At 66.4% G+C, this 26,142-nt stretch carries 26 protein-coding genes; 14 read left to right on the top strand and 12 right to left on the bottom strand.

Translation table 11 applies throughout. The features are described 5' to 3' along the window. Positions 1-20: 20 nt before the first annotated feature. A complete protein-coding gene (locus tag EAH68_RS12565) occupies positions 21-395 on the bottom strand; it encodes a hypothetical protein (protein WP_126121687.1) in 375 nt (124 codons plus the stop codon). Between the two features lie 156 nt (positions 396-551). On the opposite strand from EAH68_RS12565, the gene EAH68_RS12560 reads away from it, so the two are divergent. Beyond that, positions 552-1,523: a diaminopimelate dehydrogenase gene (locus EAH68_RS12560; RefSeq protein ID WP_126121686.1), complete on the top strand. Its 972-nt coding sequence runs from the start codon at positions 552-554 to the stop codon at positions 1,521-1,523. Positions 1,524-1,528: 5 nt separating this feature from the next. Here the strand turns inward: EAH68_RS12560 and EAH68_RS12555 are convergent, their stop codons facing one another. From EAH68_RS12555 to EAH68_RS12540, 4 genes are read right to left on the bottom strand one after another with little or no spacing between them, the layout of a single operon-like run. After that, positions 1,529-2,026 carry a mycothiol transferase gene (locus EAH68_RS12555; RefSeq protein ID WP_126121685.1) on the bottom strand — a complete coding sequence of 166 codons (498 nt, stop codon included), beginning with the start codon at positions 2,024-2,026 and terminating at the stop codon, positions 1,529-1,531. Continuing rightward, positions 2,023-3,339 (bottom strand): MFS transporter, encoded by a 1,317-nt coding sequence (locus EAH68_RS12550; protein WP_126121684.1) that lies wholly within the window; start codon positions 3,337-3,339, stop codon positions 2,023-2,025. Before EAH68_RS12550 ends, EAH68_RS12555 begins: the two co-directional genes overlap by 4 nt. A gap of 11 nt (positions 3,340-3,350) precedes the next feature. Next, entirely contained in the window at positions 3,351-3,866 is a 516-nt protein-coding gene (locus EAH68_RS12545) for a TetR/AcrR family transcriptional regulator (RefSeq protein ID WP_126121683.1), read from the bottom strand. After that, on the bottom strand, positions 3,853-5,295 hold the full coding sequence (locus EAH68_RS12540) for an MFS transporter (RefSeq protein WP_277600479.1): 1,443 nt from the start codon (positions 5,293-5,295) through the stop codon (positions 3,853-3,855). Before EAH68_RS12540 ends, EAH68_RS12545 begins: the two co-directional genes overlap by 14 nt. 60 nt (positions 5,296-5,355) lie before the next feature. Here EAH68_RS12540 and EAH68_RS12535 point away from each other — a divergent pair, with 60 nt between their 5' ends. Then, a complete protein-coding gene (locus tag EAH68_RS12535) occupies positions 5,356-7,101 on the top strand; it encodes a pyruvate dehydrogenase (RefSeq protein ID WP_126121682.1) in 1,746 nt (581 codons plus the stop codon). 32 nt (positions 7,102-7,133) lie between these two features. On the opposite strand, the gene EAH68_RS12530 is transcribed toward EAH68_RS12535, so the two are convergent. After that, positions 7,134-9,530 carry an ATP-binding protein gene (locus EAH68_RS12530; protein WP_126121681.1) on the bottom strand — a complete coding sequence of 799 codons (2,397 nt, stop codon included), beginning with the start codon at positions 9,528-9,530 and terminating at the stop codon, positions 7,134-7,136. Between the two features lie 416 nt (positions 9,531-9,946). On the opposite strand from EAH68_RS12530, the gene EAH68_RS12525 reads away from it, so the two are divergent. From EAH68_RS12525 to EAH68_RS12500, 6 genes are all read left to right on the top strand, one after another. After that, positions 9,947-10,516, top strand: coding sequence for a flavin reductase family protein (locus EAH68_RS12525; RefSeq protein ID WP_126121680.1), 570 nt, complete (start codon positions 9,947-9,949; stop codon positions 10,514-10,516). Positions 10,517-10,571: 55 nt separating this feature from the next. Next, on the top strand, positions 10,572-12,161 hold the full coding sequence (locus tag EAH68_RS12520) for a 4-hydroxyphenylacetate 3-hydroxylase family protein (protein WP_126121679.1): 1,590 nt from the start codon (positions 10,572-10,574) through the stop codon (positions 12,159-12,161). 122 nt (positions 12,162-12,283) lie between these two features. Then, complete coding sequence (gene catA / locus EAH68_RS12515; RefSeq protein ID WP_126121678.1) at positions 12,284-13,141, top strand: catechol 1,2-dioxygenase; 858 nt, start codon at positions 12,284-12,286, stop codon at positions 13,139-13,141. A 316-nt stretch (positions 13,142-13,457) separates the two neighbouring features. Next, complete coding sequence (locus EAH68_RS12510) at positions 13,458-14,216, top strand: MerR family transcriptional regulator (protein WP_126121677.1); 759 nt, start codon at positions 13,458-13,460, stop codon at positions 14,214-14,216. A gap of 103 nt (positions 14,217-14,319) precedes the next feature. After that, positions 14,320-15,045 (top strand): response regulator transcription factor, encoded by a 726-nt coding sequence (locus EAH68_RS12505; RefSeq protein WP_206436417.1) that lies wholly within the window; start codon positions 14,320-14,322, stop codon positions 15,043-15,045. A 50-nt stretch (positions 15,046-15,095) separates the two neighbouring features. Then, complete coding sequence (locus tag EAH68_RS12500) at positions 15,096-16,517, top strand: sensor histidine kinase (RefSeq protein WP_369408414.1); 1,422 nt, start codon at positions 15,096-15,098, stop codon at positions 16,515-16,517. A gap of 141 nt (positions 16,518-16,658) precedes the next feature. Here EAH68_RS12500 and EAH68_RS12495 read toward each other — a convergent pair whose 3' ends face one another. From EAH68_RS12495 to EAH68_RS12475, 5 genes are all read right to left on the bottom strand, one after another. Beyond that, complete coding sequence (locus tag EAH68_RS12495; protein WP_126121675.1) at positions 16,659-17,714, bottom strand: zinc-dependent alcohol dehydrogenase family protein; 1,056 nt, start codon at positions 17,712-17,714, stop codon at positions 16,659-16,661. Between the two features lie 165 nt (positions 17,715-17,879). After that, complete coding sequence (gene trpB / locus EAH68_RS12490) at positions 17,880-19,226, bottom strand: tryptophan synthase subunit beta (protein WP_126121674.1); 1,347 nt, start codon at positions 19,224-19,226, stop codon at positions 17,880-17,882. Positions 19,227-19,276: 50 nt separating this feature from the next. Then, complete coding sequence (locus tag EAH68_RS12485) at positions 19,277-19,555, bottom strand: 2Fe-2S iron-sulfur cluster-binding protein (RefSeq protein WP_126121673.1); 279 nt, start codon at positions 19,553-19,555, stop codon at positions 19,277-19,279. Next, entirely contained in the window at positions 19,552-20,184 is a 633-nt protein-coding gene (locus EAH68_RS12480; protein WP_126121672.1) for an esterase/lipase family protein, read from the bottom strand. The genes EAH68_RS12485 and EAH68_RS12480 overlap by 4 nt, the downstream gene beginning before the upstream one ends. Beyond that, positions 20,185-20,610 carry an HIT family protein gene (locus tag EAH68_RS12475; protein ID WP_126121671.1) on the bottom strand — a complete coding sequence of 142 codons (426 nt, stop codon included), beginning with the start codon at positions 20,608-20,610 and terminating at the stop codon, positions 20,185-20,187. 31 nt (positions 20,611-20,641) lie between these two features. On the opposite strand from EAH68_RS12475, the gene purD reads away from it, so the two are divergent. The 6 genes from purD to purB all read left to right on the top strand — a co-directional run bounded on the left by purD (position 20,642) and on the right by purB (position 25,518). Next, positions 20,642-21,919: a phosphoribosylamine--glycine ligase gene (purD, locus tag EAH68_RS12470; RefSeq protein WP_126121670.1), complete on the top strand. Its 1,278-nt coding sequence runs from the start codon at positions 20,642-20,644 to the stop codon at positions 21,917-21,919. A gap of 41 nt (positions 21,920-21,960) precedes the next feature. After that, positions 21,961-23,079 (top strand): pyridoxal phosphate-dependent aminotransferase, encoded by a 1,119-nt coding sequence (locus EAH68_RS12465; protein ID WP_126121691.1) that lies wholly within the window; start codon positions 21,961-21,963, stop codon positions 23,077-23,079. A gap of 111 nt (positions 23,080-23,190) precedes the next feature. Further along, positions 23,191-23,352, top strand: a complete 162-nt coding sequence (locus EAH68_RS14765; RefSeq protein ID WP_164546490.1) for a hypothetical protein — start codon at positions 23,191-23,193, stop codon at positions 23,350-23,352. 36 nt (positions 23,353-23,388) lie between these two features. Next, positions 23,389-23,784 (top strand): hypothetical protein, encoded by a 396-nt coding sequence (locus EAH68_RS12460; protein ID WP_126121669.1) that lies wholly within the window; start codon positions 23,389-23,391, stop codon positions 23,782-23,784. A 129-nt stretch (positions 23,785-23,913) separates the two neighbouring features. Continuing rightward, complete coding sequence (locus EAH68_RS14760) at positions 23,914-24,063, top strand: hypothetical protein (protein ID WP_164546489.1); 150 nt, start codon at positions 23,914-23,916, stop codon at positions 24,061-24,063. 15 nt (positions 24,064-24,078) lie between these two features. Then, entirely contained in the window at positions 24,079-25,518 is a 1,440-nt protein-coding gene (gene purB, locus EAH68_RS12455; RefSeq protein ID WP_206436418.1) for an adenylosuccinate lyase, read from the top strand. On the opposite strand, the gene EAH68_RS12450 is transcribed toward purB, so the two are convergent. Continuing rightward, a complete protein-coding gene (locus EAH68_RS12450; RefSeq protein ID WP_126121667.1) occupies positions 25,515-26,078 on the bottom strand; it encodes a dihydrofolate reductase family protein in 564 nt (187 codons plus the stop codon). The two genes, purB and EAH68_RS12450, sit on opposite strands and share 4 nt — an antisense overlap. Positions 26,079-26,142: the final 64 nt, after the last annotated feature.

Raw genomic sequence — 26,142 nt, 5'->3', positions numbered from 1 at the left:
GGGGGAGTGGCTGGGGTGACCTATCCGACCCTCCGCACCAGAATCTCGAGGAGGGCGGGGAGCACCACATTCGAGGGCCAGTAGGGCCAGGTCAGCGCAGGGACCAGGCCCAACATGAAGGCCTGGGCCCCACGGAGTGCGCCGGTCACCCGGCGACCGCGGAGCAGATTCCAGGCCACCGCCGCCTGGAAAGCCACGACGCTGCCGATCACGGCAGGGGCAGCGGGCAGCAGTACCCGCAGAACACGGCGGTAGGGCGGCAGCCACGAGTCATCGGCGAAACTGTTCAGCATCTGTCTGGCCCGGGGAAGGCTGATGGTGAGATTGAACACCGAGGCGACCGCAAAACCCAGCCCCACCACCCGGGTCGCGATCTGCAGCAGCGGAAGTGACATGGCTGGACTCCCTGAGAGAACAGGATGGAACAAGGCATCTCCATTATGCCCCGCACGCCACCTGCGGCGCAGCACAGAAAAGACCCGGCGGAGCATCCGTCCCACGGCCCGTAGAATGGGCCACTGCACCTCGTCCCCTCACTAGGAGAACAGCACATGGCCAACATCAGGGTCGCAATTGTCGGATACGGCAACCTCGGCAAGTCAGTGGAGAAGCTCATCGGCCAGCAGCCGGACATGGAGCTCGCGGGCATCTTCTCGCGCCGGGACACCCTGGACACCCTCGACCCCGACACCCCGGTGCTGCCGGTGGACGACTTCGCGGACAACACTGACCGGTTCGACGTCGCGGTGCTCTGCCTCGGCTCCGCCACCGACATCCCGACGCAGGCCCCGGAGTTCATCCGCCACGCCAACACCGTCGACACCTATGACAACCACCGTGATGTCCCACGTCACCGCGGGGAGATGGACCGCGTCGCGAAGGACAGCGACACAGTCGCCATCGTCTCCACCGGCTGGGATCCGGGCATGTTCTCCCTCAACCGCACCATCGGCCAGGCTCTCCTGCCGGGTGGTGGTCAGCACACCTTCTGGGGCCCGGGCCTGTCGCAGGGGCACTCCGATGCGGTGCGCCGCATCGCGGGCGTGCACAAGGCCGTGCAGTACACCATCCCTTCCCCGGAGGCCCTGGAGGCCGCGCGCAAGGGTGAGGCCGACGACCTGACCGGTAAGCAGACCCACCTGCGCCGCTGCTTCGTGGTCTGCGATGAGGCCGACCGCGAGCGCATCGAGAACGAGATCCGCACCATGCCCGACTACTTCGTCGGCTACGAGGTCGAGGTCAACTTCATCGATGAGGCCACCTTCGACGCCGAGCACACCGGTATGCCCCACGGTGGCCACGTCATCACCGCCGGAGACACGGGCGGTTTCACCCAGACCATCGGCTACACCCTGGAGCTGGAGCGCAACCCCGACTTCACCGGCGCCGTTGCCCTGGCCTACGCCCGCGCGGCGCACCGCCTGCGGGAGGCCGGCCAGTCCGGTGCCTACACCGTGCTGGAGGTCGCGCCCTACCTGATCTCGCCGACCCCGCTCGACGAGCTCATCGCCCGCGACGTGTAACAGGCTCAGCGGGTGAGCATCCCCGCCGCGTAGGCGGCCTGGCCGACATGCTGGGCGGCGTCGTCGATGATGGAGACCAGCCGGACCCCGCGGGTGACGGCCGGGTCCCAGGTGCGGTCGATGACCTCCGAAAGATCGGCTTCGCTGAGTCCGGCGACGTAGTTGCTCAACGCTTCCAGGGTGGCCCCGAGATAGTCGGTGAGCAGCTGCTGGTCATCGACCACGACCGCCCCTGCCTCATCGGGCTCGTGCCCGTAACCGAGGGTGTCGCCCACCTCACCCAGGCCGAATCTGTCCCGGAAGTCCGCCCAGAGTTCCGGGCGGCCGCTGAGGTGGGAGAGCTGGACATCGACCTCGCGGCCGCTGTGCCACAGCAGCCAGGCGATGGAATTGGGGTGATCCCCGGGGTGGGAGTTGAGCTGGGCGGGGGTCAGTGACGGCAGTTGTCCGGCCGCCGCGATGGGGCGGGAGGCCATGTCCTGGAGGATTTCGGTGACGTTCATCCCTCCACTGTGCTCATTTCCGGGGCGCGGCGGGTGCGGGTGCGGGGGTCACTGACCTTGACCAGCAGCACAGCGCCGACGGCGAGGACGGTGACGATCCCGAGGATGCCGTAGCGGTCGTTCCCGCCGCCGATGAGGACGAAGGCGGAGAAGGCCACCGGAGCGAGCCAGGAGACCGCACGCCCGGTCATGGCGTAGAGGCCGAACATCTGGCCCTCCCGGTGCGTCGGCGCCACGCGGGAGAGGAAGGAGCGGGCGGCGGACTGCGCGGGACCGACGAAGGTGCACAGGATGAGCCCGAAGATCCAGAAGCCCTGCGGGCCCTCCACGAACAATAGGATGACACCGACGGCGATCATGATGCTTAAGGAGCCGAGGATGACGGGTTTGGGGCCGAGACGGTCATCGAGCCAGCCGCCGGCCAAGGCGCCGAGGGCGGCGGTGACGTTGGCGGCCACACCGAAGAGCAGGACATCACCGGCGGAGAGGCCGTAGACACTCACCGCCAGGATTGCGCCGAAGGTGAACACGCCGGCCAGACCGTCGCGGAAGACGGCGGAGGAGAGGAGGAAGAACACCGCGTTGCGGTCCTCGCGCCACAGGCTCTTCAGGTCGCGGAACAACCGTCGGTAGGAGCCGATGAAGGAATCGGCCTTCTCCCCGGAGGGGCGGATCTCGGGGACACGGAAGAGCACCGGCAGGGCGGAGACGGCGAACCATGCGGCGGCGAAGACGGCGACCAGCCGGATGTTCAGCCCGCCCTCGGTGGGCAGGTTGAGCAGTCCGCGGGTCTCGCCCTCCCCGGCGACGAAACCGAAGTAGCAGGCCAGGAGCAGGGCGATGCCGCCGACATAGCCCATGCCCCAGCCGAATCCGGAGACCCGGCCGACGGTCTCGGGTGTGGAGATCTGCGTGATCTGCGCGAAGTAGTTGACCTCGGCGATCTCGAAGGTGATGGAGGCGACGGCCATGATGAGCACGCCGAGCCAGAAGTAGAAGGCGGCGTCGTCACGCACGAGGAAGAGCGAGGCCATCAGTGCCACGGTGAGGAAGGTCCACACACCCAGGGAGCGGCGCCGGGTGCCGCGCAGGTCGGAGCGTTGCCCCATGACGGGGGTCAGTGCGGCGATGAGGACGCCGGCCAGGCCGATGGCGAAGCCGTAGTACTGGGCCGGGGTGAAGGGGCCGGAGACGTTCTGGCCGACGGAGTCGGTGAGGTAGACCGCGAAGATGAAGGTGACCAGCACGGCGTTGAAGGCGGCTGATCCCCAGTCCCAGAGGCCCCAGGCGAGGACGGTGCGGCGGTCGGTCATGGGTGCTGAGTCTAGGTGGGGATCTGCTCCAGCGCAGCAGCAATGAGCCGTTTCCGGTCCGCCGCCTGCAGCGGCTCGTGGTGGACGTGGTCGTGTGCCCACAGCCCGTAGGCGATGAGCTGGACGAGGTAGGCGTCGGAGGAATCGGGCTCCGGCATCCACCGCTTATCGACACCCGCCCACACCTCCTTGTACTCGGGCTCATTGCGGGCGTCGAGGACCATGAGCAGCTCCGGCAGCTCGGCGGTCCGGCCCATGGAGATGACCACCGCGCGCAGACGCTGGGCCTGGTCGAGTTCGGCGGCCCGGGCGCCGGCGATGCGTTCGAGTTCGACCTCCCACGCCTCGGCGAGGTGCCGGTGGATGCCCAGCATGAGTTCGTGACGGCTGGGGAAGTGGTAGATGATGCCGGACTTGGACAGGCCTGCCGCTTCGGCGAGGGCCTCGAAGCTGACCGCCTCAAGCCCGTCGGCGGCGATGAGGGTCACGGCGGCGTCGAGAATGAGTTCGCGTTTACTCCGGCGCATGGGCACCTTTCGGGTTACCGCGGAAACACCAGGCGGTGATCAGGGCGAAGACGCCCGCGATCACGGCGAGGGCCGCGAGGAGGTTGAGGTAGGCGGTGTCGTAGGCGGCGGCGTCGAGAGCGGTGATGACCATGCCGGCCCCGGCGGTGCGGGCGTAGAGCAGCGGGAGCAGACTACCGAGGATCGCCACGGAGAGCAGGGTGCCGAATTCATAGGAGACCGCTTCCACCCCTGCGGCCATCCCGGCGCGGCGGACCGGCGCGGAACCGATGATCGCGGTCGAGGAGACCGACATGATGGCACCCGCGCCGGCACCCACCAGGGCCAGCGCCCCGATGAACAGCACCAGCCGGTCCTGGCTGCCGGCCCAGGTGGCCAGGCTCACGCCGAGTGTCACCGCCAGGAAACCGCCGGGGATCAGCGGAACGAAACCGACCCGGTGCAGACTGGCCCCGCCGAGCAGGGAGAAAGGGAAGGCGGCGATGGTGACAGCGACGACGATGAGGCCGGCCTCCAGGGGGCTGTAGCCGGCGACCAGCTGGAAGCGCTGGGTGGTCAGCAGCTCCAGGCCGGCCACGGCGAACATCGCGCCGGTCGCGGCGAGGACACCGCCGGTGAAGATCCGGGAGCGGAAGATGTCGAAGGTGAGCAGGGGGTCGTCGAGACGGCGCTGGCGGCGGACGAAGAGCACCGCGCCGCCGACGGTGAGCAGGCTGGCGACCGCCAGCAGCCAGCCGGTGCGGTCCGGGTTGGCCAGTTCCTTGATGGCGGTGACCAGCGAGGCCAGCGTGACCAGGGCCTGCAGTGAGCTGAGCGCGTCCCAGCGGCGGTTCGGGTTGGGCATGTTCGGCGGTGCCACGGCGACAGTGGCCACCAGTGCGGCGATCACGATGGGGACGTTGATGAGGAAGACCGAACCCCACCAGAAGTGCTCGAGGAGCAGGCCGCCGATGACCGGGCCCAGGGCCGCGCCGATGACGGCAACCGAGCCCCACACGCCGATGGCGGTGTTGCGTTCGCGCTCGTCGGTGAAGGTGATGCGGATCAGCGCCAGGGTGGCGGGCATCATCGTCGCGGCACCCAGGCCGAGGAAGGCGCGGGCGGCGACGAGGAACCAGGCGCCGGGGGCGAAGGCGGCCGCGAGGGAGGCCAGCCCGAAGATGGTCAGGCCGATGAGGAACATCAGGCGGTGACCGATCCGGTCGCCGAGGGAGCCTGTGCCCAGCAGCAGACCGGCCAGCACGAGGGGATAGGCGTTGATGACCCACAGCGCCTGGGTTTCGCTGGTGCCCAGCTGCTGTCGCAGCTCCGGCAGCGCGGTGTAGAGGATGGAGTTGTCCACCCCGATCATGAGCAGACCGAGGGAGATGACCAGTAGGAATGCCCATCGCTGGGCTGGCGTGGAGTCCACGTTGTCGAGATGTCTCACACCGGGAAACTGTACCGACCGTTCATTACAGTTACAACATATGCGCGTAGCGTTGTGGGCATGGCACGCAACTACGCAGAACAACTGATCGCCACGCTGGAGAATCAGGGCGTGGAACGCATCTACGGTGTCGTCGGAGACAGCCTCAACCCCATCGTCGACGCGATCCGACGCTCAGGCATCGAGTGGATCCATGTCCACAACGAGGAGGCCGCCGCCTTCGCCGCGGGCGCCGAATCCCTCATGACCGGGAAGCTCGCCGTCTGCGCGGGCTCCTGCGGCCCCGGCAACACCCACCTCATCCAGGGGCTCTACGACGCCCACCGCAACGGCGCACAGGTCCTCGCCCTCGCCTCCCACCTGCCCAGCCTGCAGATCGGCACCTCCTATTTCCAGGAGACCCATCCCGAGATGCTCTTCCGGGAATGCTCCGGTTTCTGCGAGATGGTCAACTCCCCGGATCAGGGTGCTCGCCTGCTGCACCACGCCATCCAGTCCACCGCCGCCGGCCGTGGCGTCTCCGTGCTGGTCATCCCCGGCGACATCAGCGAGGACGAGGCCGGCGACGACATGTTCCTCGACTCCACCATCGCCACCGGCCGGCCGGTCGTCTACCCCGATGCCGCAGAGGCAGCCGTCCTGGTTGCCGCGATCAACGACGCCGAGACCGTCACCCTCTTCTGCGGTGCCGGCGTGGCTGATGCCCGCGAACAGGTCCTTGCCCTGGCGCAGAAGATCAAATCCCCCGTGGGACACGCCTTCGGCGGCAAGATGCACATCCAGTACGACAACCCCTTCGACGTCGGAATGTCCGGCTTGCTCGGTTACGGCGCCTGCCACGACGCCATGCACGAGTCTGACCTGCTCATCCTCCTGGGTACCGACTTCCCCTACAGCGAGTACCTGCCGCAGGAGAATGTCGCGCAGGTGGACATCGAGGCCGCCCACATCGGCCGTCGTACCACCGTCCGCCACCCTGTGGTCGGCGACGTGGGCGCCGTCATCGAGAACATCCTCCCGCATATCGAGGAGAAGACCGACCGTTCCTTCCTGGACCGGCAGCTGACACGTCACGCCGAACTGCTGGGCAGCGTCGTTGACGCCTATGCGGACAAGGCGGAGAGCAGGAAACCCATCCATCCCGAGTACGTCGCGGCGCTCATCGACGAACTGGCCGCCGAGGATGCCGTCTTCACCATCGACACCGGCATGTGCAACGTCTGGGCCGCCCGCTATCTCACCCCCAACGGCCGCCGCGCCGAACTCGGCTCTTTCCGGCACGGCACCATGGCCAACGCCCTGCCGCACGCCATCGGCGCGCAGCTGGCCGACCGCGACCGCCAGGTGGTCACCTTCTCCGGCGACGGTGGCCTGTCCATGCTGCTCGGCGAGCTGCTCACCGTGAAAATGCATGACCTGCCCATCAAGATGGTCGTGTTCAACAACTCCTCCCTGGGCATGGTCAAACTCGAGATGCTGGTGGCCGGCATGCCGGACCACGGCACCGACCATGAGCATGTGAATTTCGCCGCCATCGCCGAGGCCATGGGCATCCGTTCGGTCCGTATCGAGGACCCGAAGAAGTTGCGCAAGGGACTCAAGGAGGCCTTCGCCCACCCCGGCCCGGTACTCATCGACGTGGTCACCGACCCCAACGCACTGTCCATCCCGCCGGAGATCACCTGGGACATGCTGGTGGGCTTCTCGAAGGCCGCCACCCGCACCGTCTTCGGCGGCGGGGTCGGCCGGATGGTCGACCTGGCCCGGGCCAACCTCCGCAACATCGGGGCTGCCGGGGCGGTGTAGGGGGACGACCCTGCCCTGCATGGTGGCGGGGCTCAACCCTGCAGCGGTATCTTTGTCTCCGCCCGGCTCCCGCCACGGCCCCGGGTCCTCTTCTCCTCCGTCACGCGCTGGCCTACTATCCATGTGGCCACCTGGGTCCGGGAGGAAAAACTGAGTTTGGCCAGGATCCTCTCCACGTGGCCGTCGACAGTACGGCGCGAAAGAACCAGTTCCTGGGCGATCTCCCGGTTGGTCAGCCCCCGGGCCACAAATTCAGCCACTTCCAGCTCCCGGGTTGTCAACGGACCGTCCTCGGTACGGACGACTTTTCCACGAGGGGAGGAAGACGAATCCAGGGCTACGGCAAAGGCCTCGGAGACCGTCAGCGAATCCGGCAGCTTCGGCATCTGCCCGGCAGGCAGCTTCAGCGCGTCCCTGCAGGCGGCAACGGTGTCCTGTGTGACCTTTGCGATGTGCGGGCCGAAAGCCAGCAGGGACGTGCCCATGTTGCGCCAGACGGAGTCTGCGGCTTCCGCCAGTTTCCATCCCCGCTCATATTCACCTGTGGAGACCGCGGTCCAGCACAGCACCTCAATACTCATGGCGGTGCAGATGAGGTCGTGGAAATCCCGCTGGATCTCCAGTGCCTGCAATGCACACTGCTTCGCAGCCGCGTAGTCACCCAGATGCCAGTGGCAGACACCTGTGATCCACCAGATGAACGACAGGTTCCACCGCTCGTCGTATCTCTCCGCCAGCTCCCGCGCCTGCCGGGCCACCGCCAGACCGGTCTCAGCTTCCCCGTTGAAAGCCAGGGCCATGACCAGCTGGAACATGGCGAGCAACTGCTCTGCCACCCGATCCGCGGCTTCGTGGGAGGCTACGGCGGTGCGGTAGAGCTCGATTGCGGTGGGCAGCTCCCCGATGAACAGGTGATGGAGGGCCTTCCAATGCTGGTAATGTCCGAGCATCACCGGGTCACCCAGTTCCTCGGCTATCCCGCGTGCCACCTCGAGGTGCTCTGCGGCTGCGTCATGATCGCCCTGGATGAGACACACCCAGCTGATGGCCCAGGACGCTGTTCCCCGTTCCCTGCGGGACAGCTCCCCCTGCCGGAGAATCCGTTCCATGGTTTGCCTGCCGTCACTCAGGTATTTTCCTGACACCCAGTGGTACCGCAGCTTCGACCCCATTTGTGCTGCCGCATCATGTCCCCCCGGGGTGGTCAGTGACCAGTCCATGGCCACCATCAGGTTCGGTCGTTCCCGCCGGGTGGCTGCAAGGGCCTCCGCCTGCCCGGAACCGCACCATTCCTCTGCCCGGGCCACCACCCGTTTCAGGTAGACATCCCGGTGTCTCGAGCGCAGGAGCATGAGTTCGTCCTCGTCGGTGGGAAGTTGTGCCCCGTATTCCCGGATGGTCATCAGCATTCGGTAGTTGACCTGGTCGGAATCGTGCTCTGCCAGCACAATGGACTTGCTGACCAGCTGGTCGAGAAAGTCGAAGATCTCATCGGGGGAGAGTTCCCCGAAACCACAGACCTCCTCGGCCGCGTCCAGGTCGAAAGCACCGGGAAAAATCGACAGTCTGCGCCACAGGAGCTGCTCCGCCGACGTACACAGATCAAAGCTCCAGCTGATCAGGGCCTGGAGCGTCTGCTGCCGGGGCAGGGATGTGCGGTCACCACGGGTGAGAAGCTGGAACCGACGGTCCAGCCGTTGCAGTAACTGCCGGGGAGACAAGGTGCGCAGCCGGGTGGCCGCCAGTTCAATGGCCAGGGGAATGCCGTCCAGCTGAACACAGAGTTGAGCGATGGCATCGCGGTTGCTGTCAGTCACCGCTAAGTCTGGTACCACCTGACGGGCCCGCTCCACGAGCATGGCAACTGACTCGAACTGTTCTATGTCCTGGACTGCGCTGGAGTTTCCGTCGTTAAGGGGAGGAGTGGATAACGGAGGAACGACACAGATCTGTTCCCCGGCAATTCCCAGGGGCTCGCGGCTGGTGGCCAGGACACGTACCCGCGGTCCAGTCGCCAGCATCGCGACCACGAGCTCAGCCGCCGCCTCAAGGACGTGCTCGCAGTTGTCCAGCACCAGCAGGAGTTCTTTGTCGGCGACATAGCTGGTCACCCGTTCAGATGCGGTGCGATTGGACTGGTCCGGGATCTGCAGCGCGTCCGCAACGATGGAGGCCACCCGTTCACCGCTCTGCAGACTGTCCAGCCCAGCCAGCCACACGCCATCGGCGAAGACCTGCCCGGTGCGTTCAGCAAGCTCTGTGGCCAGACGGGTCTTGCCCACCCCACCCGGGCCGATCATGGTGACCAGACGGGATTCCACGAGCAGGTTCCGGGCCTCCGCCAGTTTTCTCTCGCGCCCCACGAAGTTGGTGACCGCAGTCTGAGGGCGTAGCGGCCCCTGTCTCAGCGTCCCGGTCCTTGTGTTCATTGTGTTACTCCTTGTTCGCTGAATGACTGCGTGGCTGTTGGACCGGAAACCTGGTCAACGGTCAAGGCGATCCGAACTGCCGATGCTTCCGAAATGCTTCTGGGCAGGGGCTTCTCCTGTTGCCCGGGTATACCCGTTGGCTCCTGCCCGCCAGATGAGGTCAGAAATGGGTAACCAGTGGGGCAATTTTACTCGTGTCCCGAATCTCATCTGCCATTAAATTGTAACTTGCGACACGAAAGGGTCTCGGGAGGTCATCTCTTCCGCTGGCCCGGGGCCTCTTCTCCGGGGTTGCTCACGTTCCCAGGTGACTCTGCTCGCCCGGCCGGAGGCCATCGCATCCCACCACACATTCCCCGACGTCCGGAAGGACAGTTTGGAGGCCAGTGTTGAACACCGAATCATCTCCCGCGTCAGTGGAGACTGTTGCATCCGCTCCAGTCGTTGACTCCCGGGAGTTGCGCAACGTCTTCGGCAAATTCGCCACCGGCGTAACCGTGGTGACTTGCCGCACCCCTGACGGAACCCCGCACGGCGCCACGGTCAACGCCTTCACCGCGGTGTCCCTGGACCCCCCGCTGGCTCAGGTGACCCTCATCCGCGGCAACAAAGCCTCCCGGTACCTGGAGGATGCCCCGTTCGCCATCAACATCATGGCGGAGGACCAGCTGGACGTATGTCTCAACTTCGCCGGGAAACCCATGAAGGGCACACCCCGGTGGCGTTCTGACGAGGGCATTCCCGTCCTGGAGGGTAACGCGGCGACGCTGGAGTGCAGACCGTGGCGGATCTACGACGGCGGCGATCACGTCATCGTGATCGGCGAGGTCATCGCCATGGAGCTCAATGACGCCGATCCCCTGCTGTTCGCCTCGGGGAAATTCCGCCAACTGGGCGGTTACTGCGACGGCACTCCTTGGGAGGCGTCCGGCGACGCGCTCGCCTTCGGTTGGTTCGAGGGGTCCACCTCGTTCAAGTCCTTCTGAACCCACCGGCACAATCACCGACAGCACCCCCATTTCACCGAAGGAGACGACCATCATGACCACCACCACGGGCACCGCCCAGAGCGACATGTCTGCTCGCACCACCCCCGCCAACCCCAAGCTGCCCATGACGGGTGACGAGTACATCGAATCCCTGCGTGATGGCCGGGAGATCTACCTGCACGGGGAGCGTGTCCACGACGTCACCACCCACCCCGCCTTCCGTAACTCAGTGCGGATGGTGGCCCGGATGTACGACGCTTTCCACGACCCGGCCACCGCTGATCTGCTGCTCACTGACACGGACACCGGCTCGGGAGGAAAGACCCACCCGTTCTTCAAGGTTCCCCGTTCCGTGCAGGATCTCCAGGAGTCGCGTACCGCCATCGAGACGTGGGCGCGGATGAGCTACGGCTGGTTCGGTCGCTCCCCGGACTATAAGGCCGCGTTCCTGGGCACCCTGGGCGCCATGCCGGAGTTCTACAACCCGTACCAGGAGAATGCACAGCGCTGGTACAAGGAATCCCAGGAGAAAGTCCTCTACTGGAACCACGCCATCATCAACCCGCCGGTGGACCGCCATCTCCCGCCGGATCAGGTCAAGGACGTGTTCATGAAGGTGGAGAAGGAGACCGACAACGGTGTCATCGTCTCCGGCGCGAAGGTGGTGGCGACAGGTTCGGCGATCACCAACTTCAACTTCATCTCCCACTACGGACTGCCGATCAAAAAGCCGGAGTACGCACTCATCTGCACTGTGCCGATGGATGCCCCCGGCATCAAGCTGATCTCCCGGACCTCCTACGCGCAGAACGCCGCCGTCACCGGCACCCCCTTCGACTATCCGCTGTCCTCGCGGATGGATGAGAACGACGCCGTGTTCATCTTCGACAAGGTGCTCGTGCCCTGGGAGAACATCTTCGCCTACGGCGATCCGGACCAGATCAATGGTTTCATGCCTCAGACCGGTTTCATCCAGCGTTTCACCTATCAGGGCTGTATCCGTCTGGCAGTGAAGCTTGACTTCATCGCCGGCCTGCTGCTCAAGGCCCTGGAGATCGCCGGCACCCAGGATTTCCGCGGCGTGCAGGCCAGGGCCGGTGAGGTCATCGGCTGGCGCAACATGTTCTGGGCCCTGGCTGATGCCATGATGCTCAACCCGGACCAGGGGCCCAACGGCTCCGTCCTGCCGAAGATGGATTACGGACTGGCCTACCGGATGTTCATGGCCCAGGGCTACCCGCGTATCAAGGAGATCATTGAGCAGGACGTCGCCTCCGGACTGATTTACCTGCCTTCAGGTGCCCTGGACTTCAAGAACGCTGAAATTCGCCCCTACCTGGATAAGTATGTCCGCGGCTCCAACGGTATCGAGGCAGTCGATCGCGTCAAGCTGATGAAGCTGCTGTGGGACGCGATCGGTTCCGAATTCGGCGGCCGCCATGAGCTCTATGAGCGCAACTACTCGGGTAACCATGAGAACGTGAAGATCGAGATGCTCATGAACGCCATGAACAATGGCACGACCGCCACCATGAACGGCATGGTCGAGGACTGCATGGCCGAATACGACCTGGATGGTTGGACCGTACCTGATCTGTTCAGCGGCGATGACGTCAACATGTACCTCAAGGGCCGCCGCTGACCGCACTCTCTGCCGCTTCTCGTCCCGGGTTCCCCCGAGACGGGAAGCGGATACTGCTTCGGGTTGCTCCTGCTGACAGGGTTCCCGCCCTGACAAGAACAAATTTCGAAAGGAAAACAACAATGACTGATTCCCTGCCCAATCCCACTGCCAAGGGTTCCGGTACCGCAGCGACCGAAAAGTTCAAGGGCGAGTCCATCAAGTCGGACACCTCCAAGGAGCGCGCCGGCGCGATCTACACCGATCTGCTGGCCGCCATCGCCGAGGTCGCCCACAAGCACGAGGTCACCTACGACGAGTACCGCGTCCTGAAGAACTGGATGATCCAGGTCGGCGAGTACGGCGAGTGGCCGCTGTGGCTGGATGTCTTCGTTGAGCACGAGATCGAGAAGATCAACTACAACCGCCACCACTACACCGGCACCAAGGGCTCCATCGAGGGCCCCTACTACGTCGACAACGCACCCGAGCTGCCCTGGAAGTGCGAGATGCCGATGCGCGATCAGGACAAGGCCGCACAGCCGCTGATCTTCCAGGGTCAGGTCACCGATGTGGACGGCAAGGGCCTGGCCGGTGCCACCATCGAGCTGTGGCACGCCGATGAGGAGGGTTTCTACTCCCAGTTCGCACCGGGCATCCCGGAGTGGAACCTGCGCGGGACCATCGTCACCAACGACAACGGTGAGTACGAGATCAAGACCCTGCAGCCGGCTCCGTACCAGATCCCGGCGGATGGTCCGACCGGCTGGTTCATCGAGTCCTACGGTGGCCACCCGTGGCGTCCGGCCCATCTGCACCTGAAGGTGAAGAACCCGGGCTACCGCGAGATCACCACCCAGCTGTACTTCCAGGGTGGGGAGTGGACCGAGAATGATGTCGCCACCGCTGTGAAGCCGGAGCTGCTGCTGGATCCGCAGAAGGATCCGGAGACCGGGTACAACGTCGTCGAGTACGGCTTCGCCCTGGACAAGGAGAATTAGCCCCGGCACCCCTGTGGTTTTCGTCGGTCTGTCTCGGCGGCATCTCCCTGCATCTGAACCAGGAAGTGCAACCGGCACACCGGGGGCAGCGCCCTGACCTGGAGGCTGGGGCGCTGCCCCTGTCTGCCCCTACCGTCTCCGGAGCCGATGAGCCGTCGGAAACACCGGGTGGACGGTCACCACGACCCGGGCGGCAACCATCTTTCTGTTCTGTACGATCTGTACGATTTCAAGTGCGCTGTACGATCTGTACGATCTTCGTCCCGCCGAACTACCCCTTGCACTTGACGCGGCGTCAACCAGCACACTGGGACACGTGACCGACCACACCATCGGCGAGGCCGCCGACATCCTGAATGTAACCACCCGCACGCTGCGGCACTGGGACCACATCGGGCTTCTCGTGCCGGGCTGGCGGACCTGGGCCGACCACCGTCTCTACACGGAGGCGGATCTGGACCGGGCGTGGCAGATCCTCGTCTACCGCGAGGCCGGGCTCCCGCTCAAGGAGATCGCCGAGCTGCTGGATGAGCCCGCTTCCGCCCGTGACGCCCTGCTGCACCAGCGCGAGGTGCTGGTGGAACGCATCGGTCACCTGCACCGGATGGTCCGGGCAGTCGATGACATCCTCAAGGAGGAGACCATGTCAGTGGAAGACCGTATGAAGCTCTTCGGTGACCAGTGGAGGCCGGAGTACCAGGAGGAGGCGCAGCAGCGCTGGGGTGAGACCCCGGAATGGGAACAGTCCCAGGCGGTGGTGGCCAACCTCAGTGACGAGGACTGGCTCGCGGTGAAACAGGAGCAGGATGAGTTCGTCGCCCTGCTCGCCGACGCCGCCGCCCGCGGCGTGGAGCCGGGGAGCGGGGAGGCGGGCGGGGTCGTCGAGAAGCACCGGGCCTCCATCGGTCGCTTCTACGAGATCTCCGTGGAGAAGCAGGTCCTGCTCGCCCGTATGTACACCCAGGACCAGCGCTTCAACGTCACCTACCGGGGGCACGCGGAATATCTGCTCAGCCTCATCGAGGCCCAGGCGCAGCAGGAGGGCATCGACCTGACTGACGTGCAGTGGCGTTAGCGCCCGGCGGATGTCCTTGTCCAGGAAACTTTCAGACTTCGTTCAGCGCGGCCGAAGAGCAGGGGGGTTGACTCAAGGGCATCTACAGGGAAAGTGATGGACAATGGAAGACATGAACGACACCCAGGCAGACCAGAACGATGTCAAGGTCCTTGTCGTCGACGATGAACCCAACATCGTTGAACTGCTCACCGTCAGCCTGAAATTCCAGGGATTCGACGTCCGCACCGCCAGCTCCGGCACCGAGGCGCTGCGCGTGGCCCGGGAATTCAACCCCGACGCCTACATCCTCGACGTGATGATGCCCGGCATGGACGGCTTCGAGCTGCTGACCAAACTGCGCAACGAAGGTCTCGACGGCCCGGTGCTCTACCTGACCGCCAAGGACGCCGTGGAACACCGCATCCACGGACTGACCATCGGCGCCGACGACTACGTGACCAAACCCTTCTCCCTGGAGGAGGTGATCACCCGGCTGCGGGTGATCCTGCGCCGCGGCAACATCAAGGAGCAGGATCCCGAGGACGCGACCATCTCCTACGCCGACCTCACCCTCAACGACGAAACCCACGAGGTGACCAAGGCCGGCCGGATCGTCGAGCTCTCGCCCACCGAATTCAACCTCCTGCGCTACCTCATGCTCAATGCCGAGGTCGTGCTCAGTAAATCGAAGATCCTGGACAACGTCTGGCACTACGATTTCGGAGGCGACGGCAACGTCGTCGAGTCCTACATCTCCTACCTGCGCCGCAAGATCGACACCGGCGACGTGCCCCTGATCCACACGGTCCGTGGCGTCGGATACGTGCTCCGGACGCCCCGCCAGTGACGCTTCCTCCCTACCCTGCCTCGCCCAGCCCCGGACCGGACACACCGCCGGTGGATAACCCCTACGCCAGGCTCGATCCGCGCGACACCCTCCACCCGCCGCCGGCCCCGCACGTCCCCGAACGCGCGTGGCCCCTGCGGACCTGGCTCGTGGTGATCATCGTGGTGATGTCCGGCCTCGGCCTGGCCGCCAGCTCCGTCGCTGTGTCCTCGATCATGCGCGAGGTCACCTACTCGCGTGTCGACGAGGACCTGATCAACTCCCTCGGCGGCTGGGCGAAGAGCTCGGAGATCTTCAAGTCCGACAGCGACTCCCGGCCGCCCTCGGACTACGTGGTGATCAAGATCTTCGAGGACGGCTCCACCATCGTCTTCAATGACCCCGGGGACCTGCCCCGGTTATCCAACGTGGCGGTGGGGCGCCCACCCCAGACCGTCGATTCCGCGCCGGGCAGTGAATCCAACATCCGTTGGCGCGTGATCGCCAACCGCGAGGGCGGGGTCACCACCGTCGTGGCGAAGAACCTCGCCCGGGAACAGGCCCTGCTCTACGGACTGGCCCTGGTGCAGGTGGTCATCAGCGTCATCGTCCTGGCGGTGCTCGCCCTGCTCAGCTACTACGTCGTCCGTCAGGCCATGGCCCCGCTGCGCGAGGTTGAACGTACCGCCGGTGAGATCGCCGCCGGTGACCTGGACCGCCGTGTCCCCGCCTGGCCCCGCACCACCGAGGTCGGCCAACTCTCCCACGCGCTGAACACCATGATCGGCCAACTCCAGGAATCGGTGGAGACGGCCCAGAGCAAGGAGGAGCAGATGCGCCGCTTCGTCGGCGACGCCTCCCACGAGCTGCGCACCCCGCTGACCTCCGTCCGCGGCTACACCGAGCTCTACCGCTCCGGCGCCACCACCGACGTCGAGATGGTGCTCACGCGTATCGACGGCGAATCCCGCCGCATGTCCCTGCTCGTGGAGGACCTCCTCGCGCTCACCCGGGCCGAGGGCTCCCGCCTGGAACTCAAACCCGTCGACCTGCTGGAACTGTCCCTGTCGGTGGCCGCCTCCGCCCGGGCGGCCTTCCCCGGCCGGGAGGTGACCGTGAGCAACGAGACCTCCTCGGTGCCGGTGGTCGAGGGCGATGCCTCCCGCCTGCACCAGGTGCTGCTCAACCTCATCTCCAACGGCCTGACCCACGGCGGCCCGGATGCCGCCGTCACGGTGACGCTGGGACTGCAGGAGGACGACGTGGTCCTCACCGTCGCCGACGACGGCCGCGGTATGTCGGCCGAGGCCGCCAGCCACATCTTCGAACGTTTCTACCGGGAGGACGCCTCCCGCTCCCGCGCCTCGGGAGGCTCCGGCCTGGGCCTTGCCATTGTGAAGTCCCTGGTGGAGAAGCACGGCGGCACCATCACCGTCGACTCCGCCGAGGGTGAGGGCAGCACCTTCACGGTGCGGCTGCCGCGCCCGGCCTGAGGGGCGGGCGTTGGGTTAGGTCCGGTCCGGTAGATCTCGACACGTATCCCTCAGGTGACCCGGCCCGGCAAGGGGCAGGTGTCCGGGGAGATACATGTCCGGACCTAACGCACGAGAGCTACATCAACACCCCCTCACCGCTCAGGCGGTGAGGATCACCTTCAGCGCCTTGGTCTCGGCCGCCCGGCTGAAGACGTCATAGGCCTCGATGATGTCGTCGAGTGGGAAGGTGTGGGAGACGAAGGGGGTCGCGTCGAGTTTCTTCGAGGCGACCATCTTCAGCAGTGTGTCGGTGGTGTTGGTGTTGACCAGGCCCATCGTCATGGCGATGTTCGAGATCCACAGCTCATCGAGCGGCAGCTCCACCCCGGTGCCGTGCACACCGACGTTGGCGACGGTACCGGCGGGGCGGACAATGTCCAGGCACATGGTGAAGGTCTGCGGGATGCCCACGGCCTCGATGGCCACATCCACGCCCAGGCCGTCGGTCAGCGCGATGACCTGGTCCTTCCAGTCCGCATCGGAGGAGACGACACCGTCGGTGGCACCGAACTTCTTCGCCTCCTCGACGCGGTTGGCGTCCAGGTCGATGGCGATGATCCTCGAGGGACCGTAGAGCCCGGCGGTGAGCATGGCGGCCAGACCGACGGGGCCCGCACCGATGACCGCGACGACGTCGCCGGGCTTGACCCGGCCGTACTGCACGCCGATCTCGTGGCCGGTGGGCAGGATGTCTGAGAGCAGCACACCTTCGGCATCACTGACACCCTCAGGGAGTTTGTGCACGGAGGTCTCGGCGAAGGGGACCCGGACGTATTCGGCCTGGGTACCGTCGATGAGGTGGCCGAAGATCCAGCCGATGCCCGGCGCGCCCTCGTCTGCCCGGCAGTGGGAGTAGACGCCCTGTTTGCAGTAGTCGCAGCGTCCGCAGGCGCTCACGCAGGAGAGGATGACCCGGTCACCGACCTTCAGGGTGGTCACGGCGTCACCCACCTCGGTGATGGTGCCCACGCCTTCGTGGCCGAGGATGCGGCCCTCGGTGACGGCGGGGACGTCGCCCTTGAGGATGTGGAGATCGGTGCCGCAGATCGTGGTCGTGTCGATCTTGACGATGATGTCCGTGGGCTTCTGGATCACCGGATCCGGCACCTCCTCCCAGGATTTCTGGCCGGGTCCGTGGTAAACGAGAGCCTTCATGGGAGTGTCTCCTCAGTCAGTGGTGCAGAATTTCAGATGGGGGCGATGCGGGATCGCCGGATCAAGCTCGGAAATCTGGGACTGTGCTGTGACCGGCCTTAGGCTCAGGGGTCACATCCCTGAGCCTAGTGCGCGGTGGAGACCCCCACGGCCGGTTCGGGGAATCTAATCAGAGGCCGCGCCCAGCCGTGCGATGGTGCCGGCGACATCCAGGTCGTCGATGTCGTGGGTCTCCGGGTCCTCATCAGCGTGCTCACCCAGGAGGTGGCGCACATAGGACAGGTCCTTGTCCCCGCGGCCGGAGAGGTTGACCAGGTAGACGCGGTCCCGCCTACCCTCGTCCTCGTCGAGCTCGGCCAGATGTAGCGCGTGCGCCAGGGCGTGGGAGGACTCGAGAGCGGGGATGATGCCCTCGTAGCGGGTGAGCATGCGGAAGGCCTGGAGGGCCTCCTTATCGGCGACACCGACGTAGGAGGCCCGCCCGGTCTCAAGCAACCAGGCGTGTTCCGGACCCACACCGGGGTAGTCCAGCCCGGCGGAGATGGAGTGGGAGTTGAGGACGTCATTGTCCTCCTCGCCGAGCATGACGTAGGAGCGTGAACCGTGGAGGATGCCCACCCGGCCGCGGTTGAGTGGGGCGCCGTGCTTCCCGGTGTCCAGGCCGTCACCGGCAGGCTCGACACCGATGAGCTGCACATCGGTGTCCTCGTAGTACTCCGCGAAGGCACCGATGGCGTTGGAGCCGCCGCCCACGGCGGCGATGACGGCGTCGGGGAGCCGGCCGACCTCGGCGAGCATCTGTTCGCGTGATTCCTTGGAGATGACCCGGTGGTACTCCTTGACCAGGCTGGGGAAGGGATGCGGGCCGGCGGCCGTGCCCAGCAGGTAGTGGGTGGTCTCGTAGGAGTCCACCCAGTCCATGAGGGCCACATCCACCGCGTTCTGCAGCCCGTTGCCACCGCCCTCGTCCACCGCGACGACCTGGGCACCCATCAGGCGCATGCGGTAGACGTTGGCCTGCTGCCGGGCCACGTCACGCGCACCCATGTAGATGGTGCACTCCATGCCGAAACGCGCGGCGGCCATCGCCGTGGCGGTGCCGTGCTGGCCCGCCCCGGTCTCGGCGATCAGTCGGGTCTTACCCAGACGCTTGGCCAGCAGTGCCTGCGCCATGACCTGGTTGCCCTTGTGCGCGCCACCGTGGACCAGGTCCTCGCGCTTGAGGAAGATCCGGGCGTGGCCCCGCCCCTTACCCTCCCGCGGCAGGTTCACGCACTCGGTGACCGGGGTGGGGCGGCCGAGGTAGGAGGTGTAGAGCTTGTGCAGCTCCGCGATGAACTCCGGGTCCTGCAGCGCCTCGGCGTAGGCGCCCTCCAGCTCATCGAGGACGGGCAGCAGCTGGGGCGGGACGAACTGGCCGCCGAACTTCCCGAAGTAGGCGGGCAGGATCGTGGGGCGCGCCTCACCTTCGGTCAGTTCGGGGTTGTCATGGAGGCGGGGAGTCAGATTCATGAACTCAACCATAGGCCGCGGGGGTGCACCGGGCGGCCGGTTCCCGCGACCTACTCGTAACTCATCCGGTAGGGGCCCTCACCGTCGCGGATGGTCTGGCAGGCCAGGGTCTGATCCTCCTGCTCTATCTCGTATTTCGACAGCACCTCGTTGTTGAGCATGTGGGAGGGTCCGCCGGTCAGGGTGCACTGGCAGGTGCCGCAATGGCCCTCCATGCAGGAGTAGTAGGCGGGGATGGCCTCGGCTATCAGGGCGTCGAGAAGCGTCTGGTCCGCGGGCCAGGGGAAGGTGTATTCCGTGCCGTCGACATCGGCGGTGTGCTCGGTCATGGTTTCCACTCCAGGGCGGTGATGATGTCCCCGGCAAGTCCGGGCAGATGTTCGTGGCGGGTGCCGCGGAGCCGGCGGACCTCGCCGATCTCGGAGGAGGCGGCAGGGACGAACCAGTCGGTGTCGGAGATCAGTGAGACCACCCGGGTGCCCTCCGGTACAACCGCCTCGAAGGGGACACTGGTCATCAGGTCACCGGCGCCGCGGCCCATGACGATGCTCACCCCGTGTCTGACCACAGGGTTCGGCGGCAGCGGCAGCCCCCGGAAGGCGGCGCCGAGGCCGACGAGAGTGCGCACCCGGCCGGGGAACTCGTGGGCCAGGCGCAGCCCCAGGTGACCGCCGAGGGAGTGTCCGACGATGTCGATACGCTCCCGCTCCGCCAGCAGCTCACCGGTGACTTCCATGAGTTCGGCGAAGGACTGCTCAATGCGCACGGTGCCGCGCCGCCCGTAGAGTGGGGCCACCACCGGTACCCCGAGGTCGAGCAGTCCGTGGACGGTGCCCTCGAAGTTGCCGGGCGAACCCATGAGCCCGTGCAGCAGCATCACTGGGGTGCCCTCGACCTGCTCCAGCGGGGGCAGGGCAGGCAGGGTGCCGCGGTGGGGGACCCAACGCAGCAGTGACATCTAGCGCGGGTTGCCGTTCTCGTCGGTCTCGAGGACGGCGCGGATCTTCTCGGCGGCACCGTCCATCTCCGCGGGGTCGGTGGCGTCGGCGGCGATCGCCTTCGAGAAGTCGTACTCGCCCATCCGGTCTGTGGGGAAGATGTGGATGTGGGTGTGGGGCACGTCGAAACCGGCGATGATGTAGCCCGCGCGGGAGGAGCCGAAGGCCTCCTTCACGGCGCGGCCGATGTTCTGCGCGACCTCGTTGAGGTGGCGCCAGACGGTGGGGGAGAGGTCGGTCCAGCGGTCGGTCTCCTCGACGGGGACGACGAGCACGTGGCCGTACCGCAGGGGTTCGATGGTGAGGAAGGCGACGACCAGATCGTCGCGGTAGACGAAACGGCCCGGGAGCTCGCCGTTGATGATCTTGGTGAACACGCTACTCATGCCAGACAGGCTACATCTAGACTTGATGGTCATGCGCATTCTCGTGATCGGTTCGGGCGGCCGCGAACACGCCCTCCTCAAGGGCCTGGCCGCCGACCCCGCCACCTCTGACCTCCATGTCACCCCGGGTAACGCCGGCATGTCCGACCTCGCCACCGTGCACGCTGATGCGGGCAAGGTTGATGACGGTGCCGCCATGGTCGCCCTCGCCCGCCGGATCGAGACAGACCTCGTGGTCATCGGCCCGGAGATCCCGCTGGTCGCGGGTGTGGCCGATGACCTGCGGGAGGCGGGTTTCCGTGTCTTCGGACCCTCGGGAGAGGCCGCCCAGATCGAGGGCTCGAAGAAGTTCGCCAAGGAGGTCATGGCGCAGGCCGGCGTGAAGACGGCCCGCGCGGAGCAGCTGGTCCCGGGCACCCCGGAGGCGGAGATCGAGGCCACCCTGGACCGTTTCGGCCCGACCTGGGTGGTCAAGGACGACGGCCTGGCCGGCGGCAAGGGGGTCGTGGTCACCCCCGACCGGGCCGCCGCCCTCGAGCATGTCCGGGCCGTCCACGGCCTGGGCAACCCGGTGCTGCTGGAGTCCTTCCTCAACGGCCCCGAGGTCTCCCTGTTCTGCCTGGTCGACGGCGAGACCGTTGTCCCGCTGCTGCCGGCCCAGGACCATAAGCGCGCCTACGACAACGACGAAGGCCCGAACACCGGCGGCATGGGTGCCTACACCCCGCTGCCCTGGCTGCCTGAGGAGGGTGTGCAGCGCATCGTCGACGAGGTCTGCGTGCCCGTCGCGAAGGAGATGGTGCGTCGTGGCACCCCCTATTCCGGTCTGCTCTACGCCGGTATCGCCTGGGACGCTGACGGTCCGTGGGTGGTGGAGTTCAACGCCCGCTTCGGCGACCCGGAGACCCAGCCGATCCTCGCGCTGCTGGAGACCCCGCTGGCTACGCTCCTCGACTCCGTCGCCTCCGGCACCCTCGCCGAGCAGCCGCCGCTCGAGTGGGCGGATGCTTACGCCCTGACCGTGGTGCTGGCCGCCGAGGACTACCCGGCCGCCCCGCGCACCGGTGGTGTCATCAGCGGTGACGTGGTCACCGATCCGGAGAAGGTGCTGCATGCCGGCACCGCCCGCAATGAGGCCGGGGAGCTGGTCTCCGCCGGTGGCCGCGTGCTCAACATCGTCGGTGTCGGTGCCACCCTGGAGGATGCCCGCGACGACGCCTACGCCACCATCGGGCAGATCACGCTGGAGGGTTCCTTCTACCGCAACGACATCGCCCTGCCGGCCGTGGAGGGGAAAATCTCGCTGTGACACTCGCCAGCAGCCGCAGCAACGTCCAGCCCTTCCGCGTCATGCAGATGCTTGACCTGGTACACCGCCGGCGCCGGGAAGGACGCGACACCATCATGCTGTGCGCGGGCCAGCCCGCCACCGGCGCGCCCGCCTCAGCCCTGGCGGCTGCCGGGGATGAACTGCACGCCTCCGCCCTGGGCTACACCGAGGTCATCGGCGACCGGGATCTGCGCGAGACCGTCGCCGCCTGGCACTCGGAGACCTATGGCGTGGACACTGCGGCCGAGAAAGTCGTCATCACCACTGGTTCCTCCGGTGGTTTCGTGGCGGCTTTCCTGGCCACCCTCGACCACGGTGACGTGGTCGCCCTGTCGTGCCCCGGTTACCCTGCCTACCGAAACATCCTCGGCTCTCTCGGGGCGCGGGTCGTGGACCTGGTCTGCGATGAAACCACCCGCTTCCAGCCCACCGCCGACATGCTCGAGGCCCTGCCTGCACAGGACCGGCCGAAGGCCGTGATCGTCACCTCCCCCGGCAACCCCTCGGGCACGATCATCGACCCGGCGGAGCTGGAACGCATCGCGAAGTGGTGTGAGGACAACGGTGCGGTCCTCATCTCGGACGAGGACTACCACGGCATGAGCTTCGGCCGCCCGCTGGCCACCGCGCGTCAGTTCTCCGACCGGGCCATCGTGGTGGGCACCCTGTCGAAGTACTTCTCCATGACCGGCTGGCGCGTCGGCTGGCTCATCCTGCCCGATGAGTTGATCACCCCCGTGGAGAATCTCCAGGCCTCACTCGCGCTGTGTGCCCCGGCGATCTCGCAGATCGCGGGTCGGGCGGCCTTCTCCCCGGAGGCGCGCGCCGAGCTCGACACCCATGTGGAGCGCTACCGGGCCGCGCGCCGGGTACTTCTCCACGAGCTGCCCAAGATCGGTTTCACCCGCTTCGCGGAGCCGGACGGCGGCCTCTACCTCTGGCTGGACGTCTCGCACGTCACCGATGATTCAGAGGCCTGGTGCCATGAACTCGTCGAGGAGATCGGGGTGGCCTTTGCGCCGGGCGTGGACTTCGATCCGGTCAACGGCCACAAGTGGGTGCGTCTGAGTTTGTGCGCCCCGGAGTCGGAGACCCGGGAGGCCTGCCGCCGCCTGGGGGAGTACGTCTCCGCCCGCTGAATTCCCGGACTGCCCTGACGCTGCGCTGGCCCCCTGACTGGGTCCCACCGCAGCGTCATTTTTATGCCTTTCCACCCCCAGGTGCCCCGGCGGTAACCAGATAACCGGCTGGTGCTGCTCGACGACTATCCGGCCGAACTGTGGCGCACCCTGCCCGCACCCTCCGAACGGGAACTGCTCGAGGGGGCGCTGACGATGGCCGGTGCGGAGGCCGACAGGGAAGAGGAACTGGACCTGGAGACGGTGGTCGCCCGCCTCGCCGGGACCGGCTAAACCTTCGCCAGGCTGGGCAAAGAGCAGCTGCGCCGGGTGATCACGCTGATCGCCCACAACGCCGCGCTGATGAAAAACCACCGCACTCGGCCCGCGACCACACCCCGCCCGGGACCGCCCCGCCGGCACCCGACGGTGACCGGGCCACCGATGCAGAACTGCGGGACTGGCTGCTCGGTCTCGGCGGCACCCGCCCGGAGGTCCTCAACCACCCGGTCCTGTCCGCCCTCATCTGCACCGTGGCCCGGGCTTGTCGACGTCCCCCTGTCCACCGTCTGCGGCAACACCGACCCCGCCGCCACCTCCGCCGGTATGGCCGGCTGGGCCGACCGCACCACCACGGCCTTCTCCCCGGCCACCCTGTCCTGGGACCACGACGCCCTGCGTACCGACGCAGGCACCCTACTGAACCTTCTGGAGGAAGCCGCATGAGTCCCGAACGCTTACACCTGTGGCCCACCGTCACCATCTCCGCCTACCCGGCTGACTCGAAGGTCGCCGGCGTGGGCTGGGCCCTGGGGCGGGGGCCTGGGTGACATCTCCGGCCCGACTCTGGCCGGTGTGATCATCAGTCTGGGCTTCGCCACCAGTGGTCCTTTCCTGCTGTTCTCCGTCGTCGCGGTCGCCGGTTGCCTCCTCGCCTTCTCCCTGCGGCCCCCGCGTGCCACGGCCCCGACCGCCGCCCCGCAGCCGGTGAAGACCCCCGCCTGAGCGGCGCATGCGATAATCACTGTTGTGGCTGATAAGAAGAAGATCGCGAACGTCCTGTCCAACCGCTACGCCTCCACCGAGCTGACTGAGCTGTGGAGCGCGGAGTACAAGATCATCCTGGAGCGCCAGCTCTGGATTGCAGTGATGAAGGCGCAGAAGGACCTGGGCGTCGACATCCCGGCGGAGGCCATCGAGGCCTACGACGCCGTCATCGACCAGGTGGACCTTTCCTCCATCGCCGACCGTGAGCGGATCACCCGCCACGACGTCAAGGCACGCATCGAGGAGTTCAACTCCCTCGCCGGTCACGAGCACATCCACAAGGGCATGACCTCGCGCGATCTCACCGAGAACGTCGAGCAGCTGCAGATCTACCGTTCCCTGGAACTGATCCGTGACAAGTCTGTCGCCGTCCTCGCCCGCACCGGCGACCGCGCCGCACAGTACCGCTCCCTGGTCATGGCGGGCCGCTCCCACAACGTTGCGGCACAGGTCACGACCCTGGGCAAGCGCTTCGCCACGGCGGCCGACGAGATGCTGGTGGCCATCGAGCGGTTGGAGAACCTGCTTGAGCGCTACCCGCTGCGCGGCATCAAGGGGCCGATGGGCACCTCCCAGGACATGCTCGACCTCATGGGGGGTGACCAGGACAAGCTGACCGCTCTGGAGCGCTCCATCGCCGACCACCTCGGTTTCTCCCGCATCTTCGATTCCGTGGGCCAGGTCTACCCCCGGTCCCTCGACTTCGATGCCGTCTCCGCCCTGGTGCAGCTCGGTGCCGGCCCCTCCTCGCTCTCGCACACCATCCGCCTCATGGCCGGCACCGAGACCGTCACCGAGGGCTTCAAGGAGGGCCAGGTCGGCTCTTCGGCGATGCCGCACAAGATGAACGCGCGTTCCTGCGAGCGCGTCGGTGGTCTGCAGGTGATCCTGCGCGGTTACCTCACCATGGTGGCGGACCTGGCAGGCCAGCAGTGGAACGAGGGTGATGTGTTCTGCTCCGTCATCCGCCGCGTGGCGCTGCCGGACGCGTTCTTCGCCATCGACGGCATGTTCGAGACCTTCCTCACGGTGCTCGACGAGTTCGGTGCCTTCCCGGCGATGATCAACCGCGAGCTGGAGCGCTACCTGCCTTTCCTGGCCACCACCCGCATCCTCATGGCCGCCGTCCGCGCGGGTGTCGGTCGGGAGACCGCACACGAGGTGATCAAGGAGAACGCCGTCGCCGTGGCCCTGAACATGCGCGAGAACGGCGGCGACCAGGACCTCGTCGAGCGTCTGGCAGCCGATGAGCGTCTGCCCATGTCGAAGGAGGATCTCGACGCTGCGCTCGCCGACCGTCACGCCTTCATCGGCGCCGCGGAATCTCAGGTCGACCACGTGCTGCGGCGCATCCAGTCGCTTGTCGACGCCCACCCGCAGGCCGCCGGTTACCAGCCGGGCGAGATCCTCTAGCCCGGAGGCGTCACATCGAAGGTCAGCTCCACGAACTGCCCCGTCTGCCGCGTCCCGGTGAGGTGGAGGTGCGAGCTCTCCAACCGGCGGGGAAACAGTGGCGCCCCGCCGGGCAGGAACACCGGGGCCAGCGTCAGGGTGATGCGGTCGAGTGCGCCGGCGTCGAGGAACTGACCTGCCAGGTCGCCACCGCCGACGATCCACACGTCACCTGCCCCGGCTGAGGCGAGGATCCCCGGCAGCGCGTCGGCCACCGAACTGTTGATCACGCGGACGTCCACCCCCGCCGGAACAGGGAGCTCGCGGGAGGAGAAGACCCAGGTAGGTCTGGAACCGTAGCTCTCCGTCCACTTCTCCGGGAAGTTCAGCAGATCGAGCTCTCGGAGCATCCATTCGTAGGTGGTGGAGCCCATCGCCAGGGTGGATACGCCGACCAGGAGGTCATCGATCCCGGCCTCCGCCTCCTGGGCCCCAGGCACGTCGAAGAGCCACTGCAGGGAGTTGTTGTCGTCGGCGAGGAAGCCGTTGAGCGTGGTCGCCGTGTAATAGAGGAAAGCCACGCCCTCAAGTCTACGGTCGGCGGGGACTGCGCGGAACCCACAATTACCCAAGCACCTCGGCCGG

The organism is Corynebacterium hylobatis, assembly GCF_003955685.1.
Lineage (GTDB): Bacteria > Actinomycetota > Actinomycetes > Mycobacteriales > Mycobacteriaceae > Corynebacterium > Corynebacterium hylobatis.
This window is presented reverse-complemented; position numbering and strand designations above follow the sequence as displayed.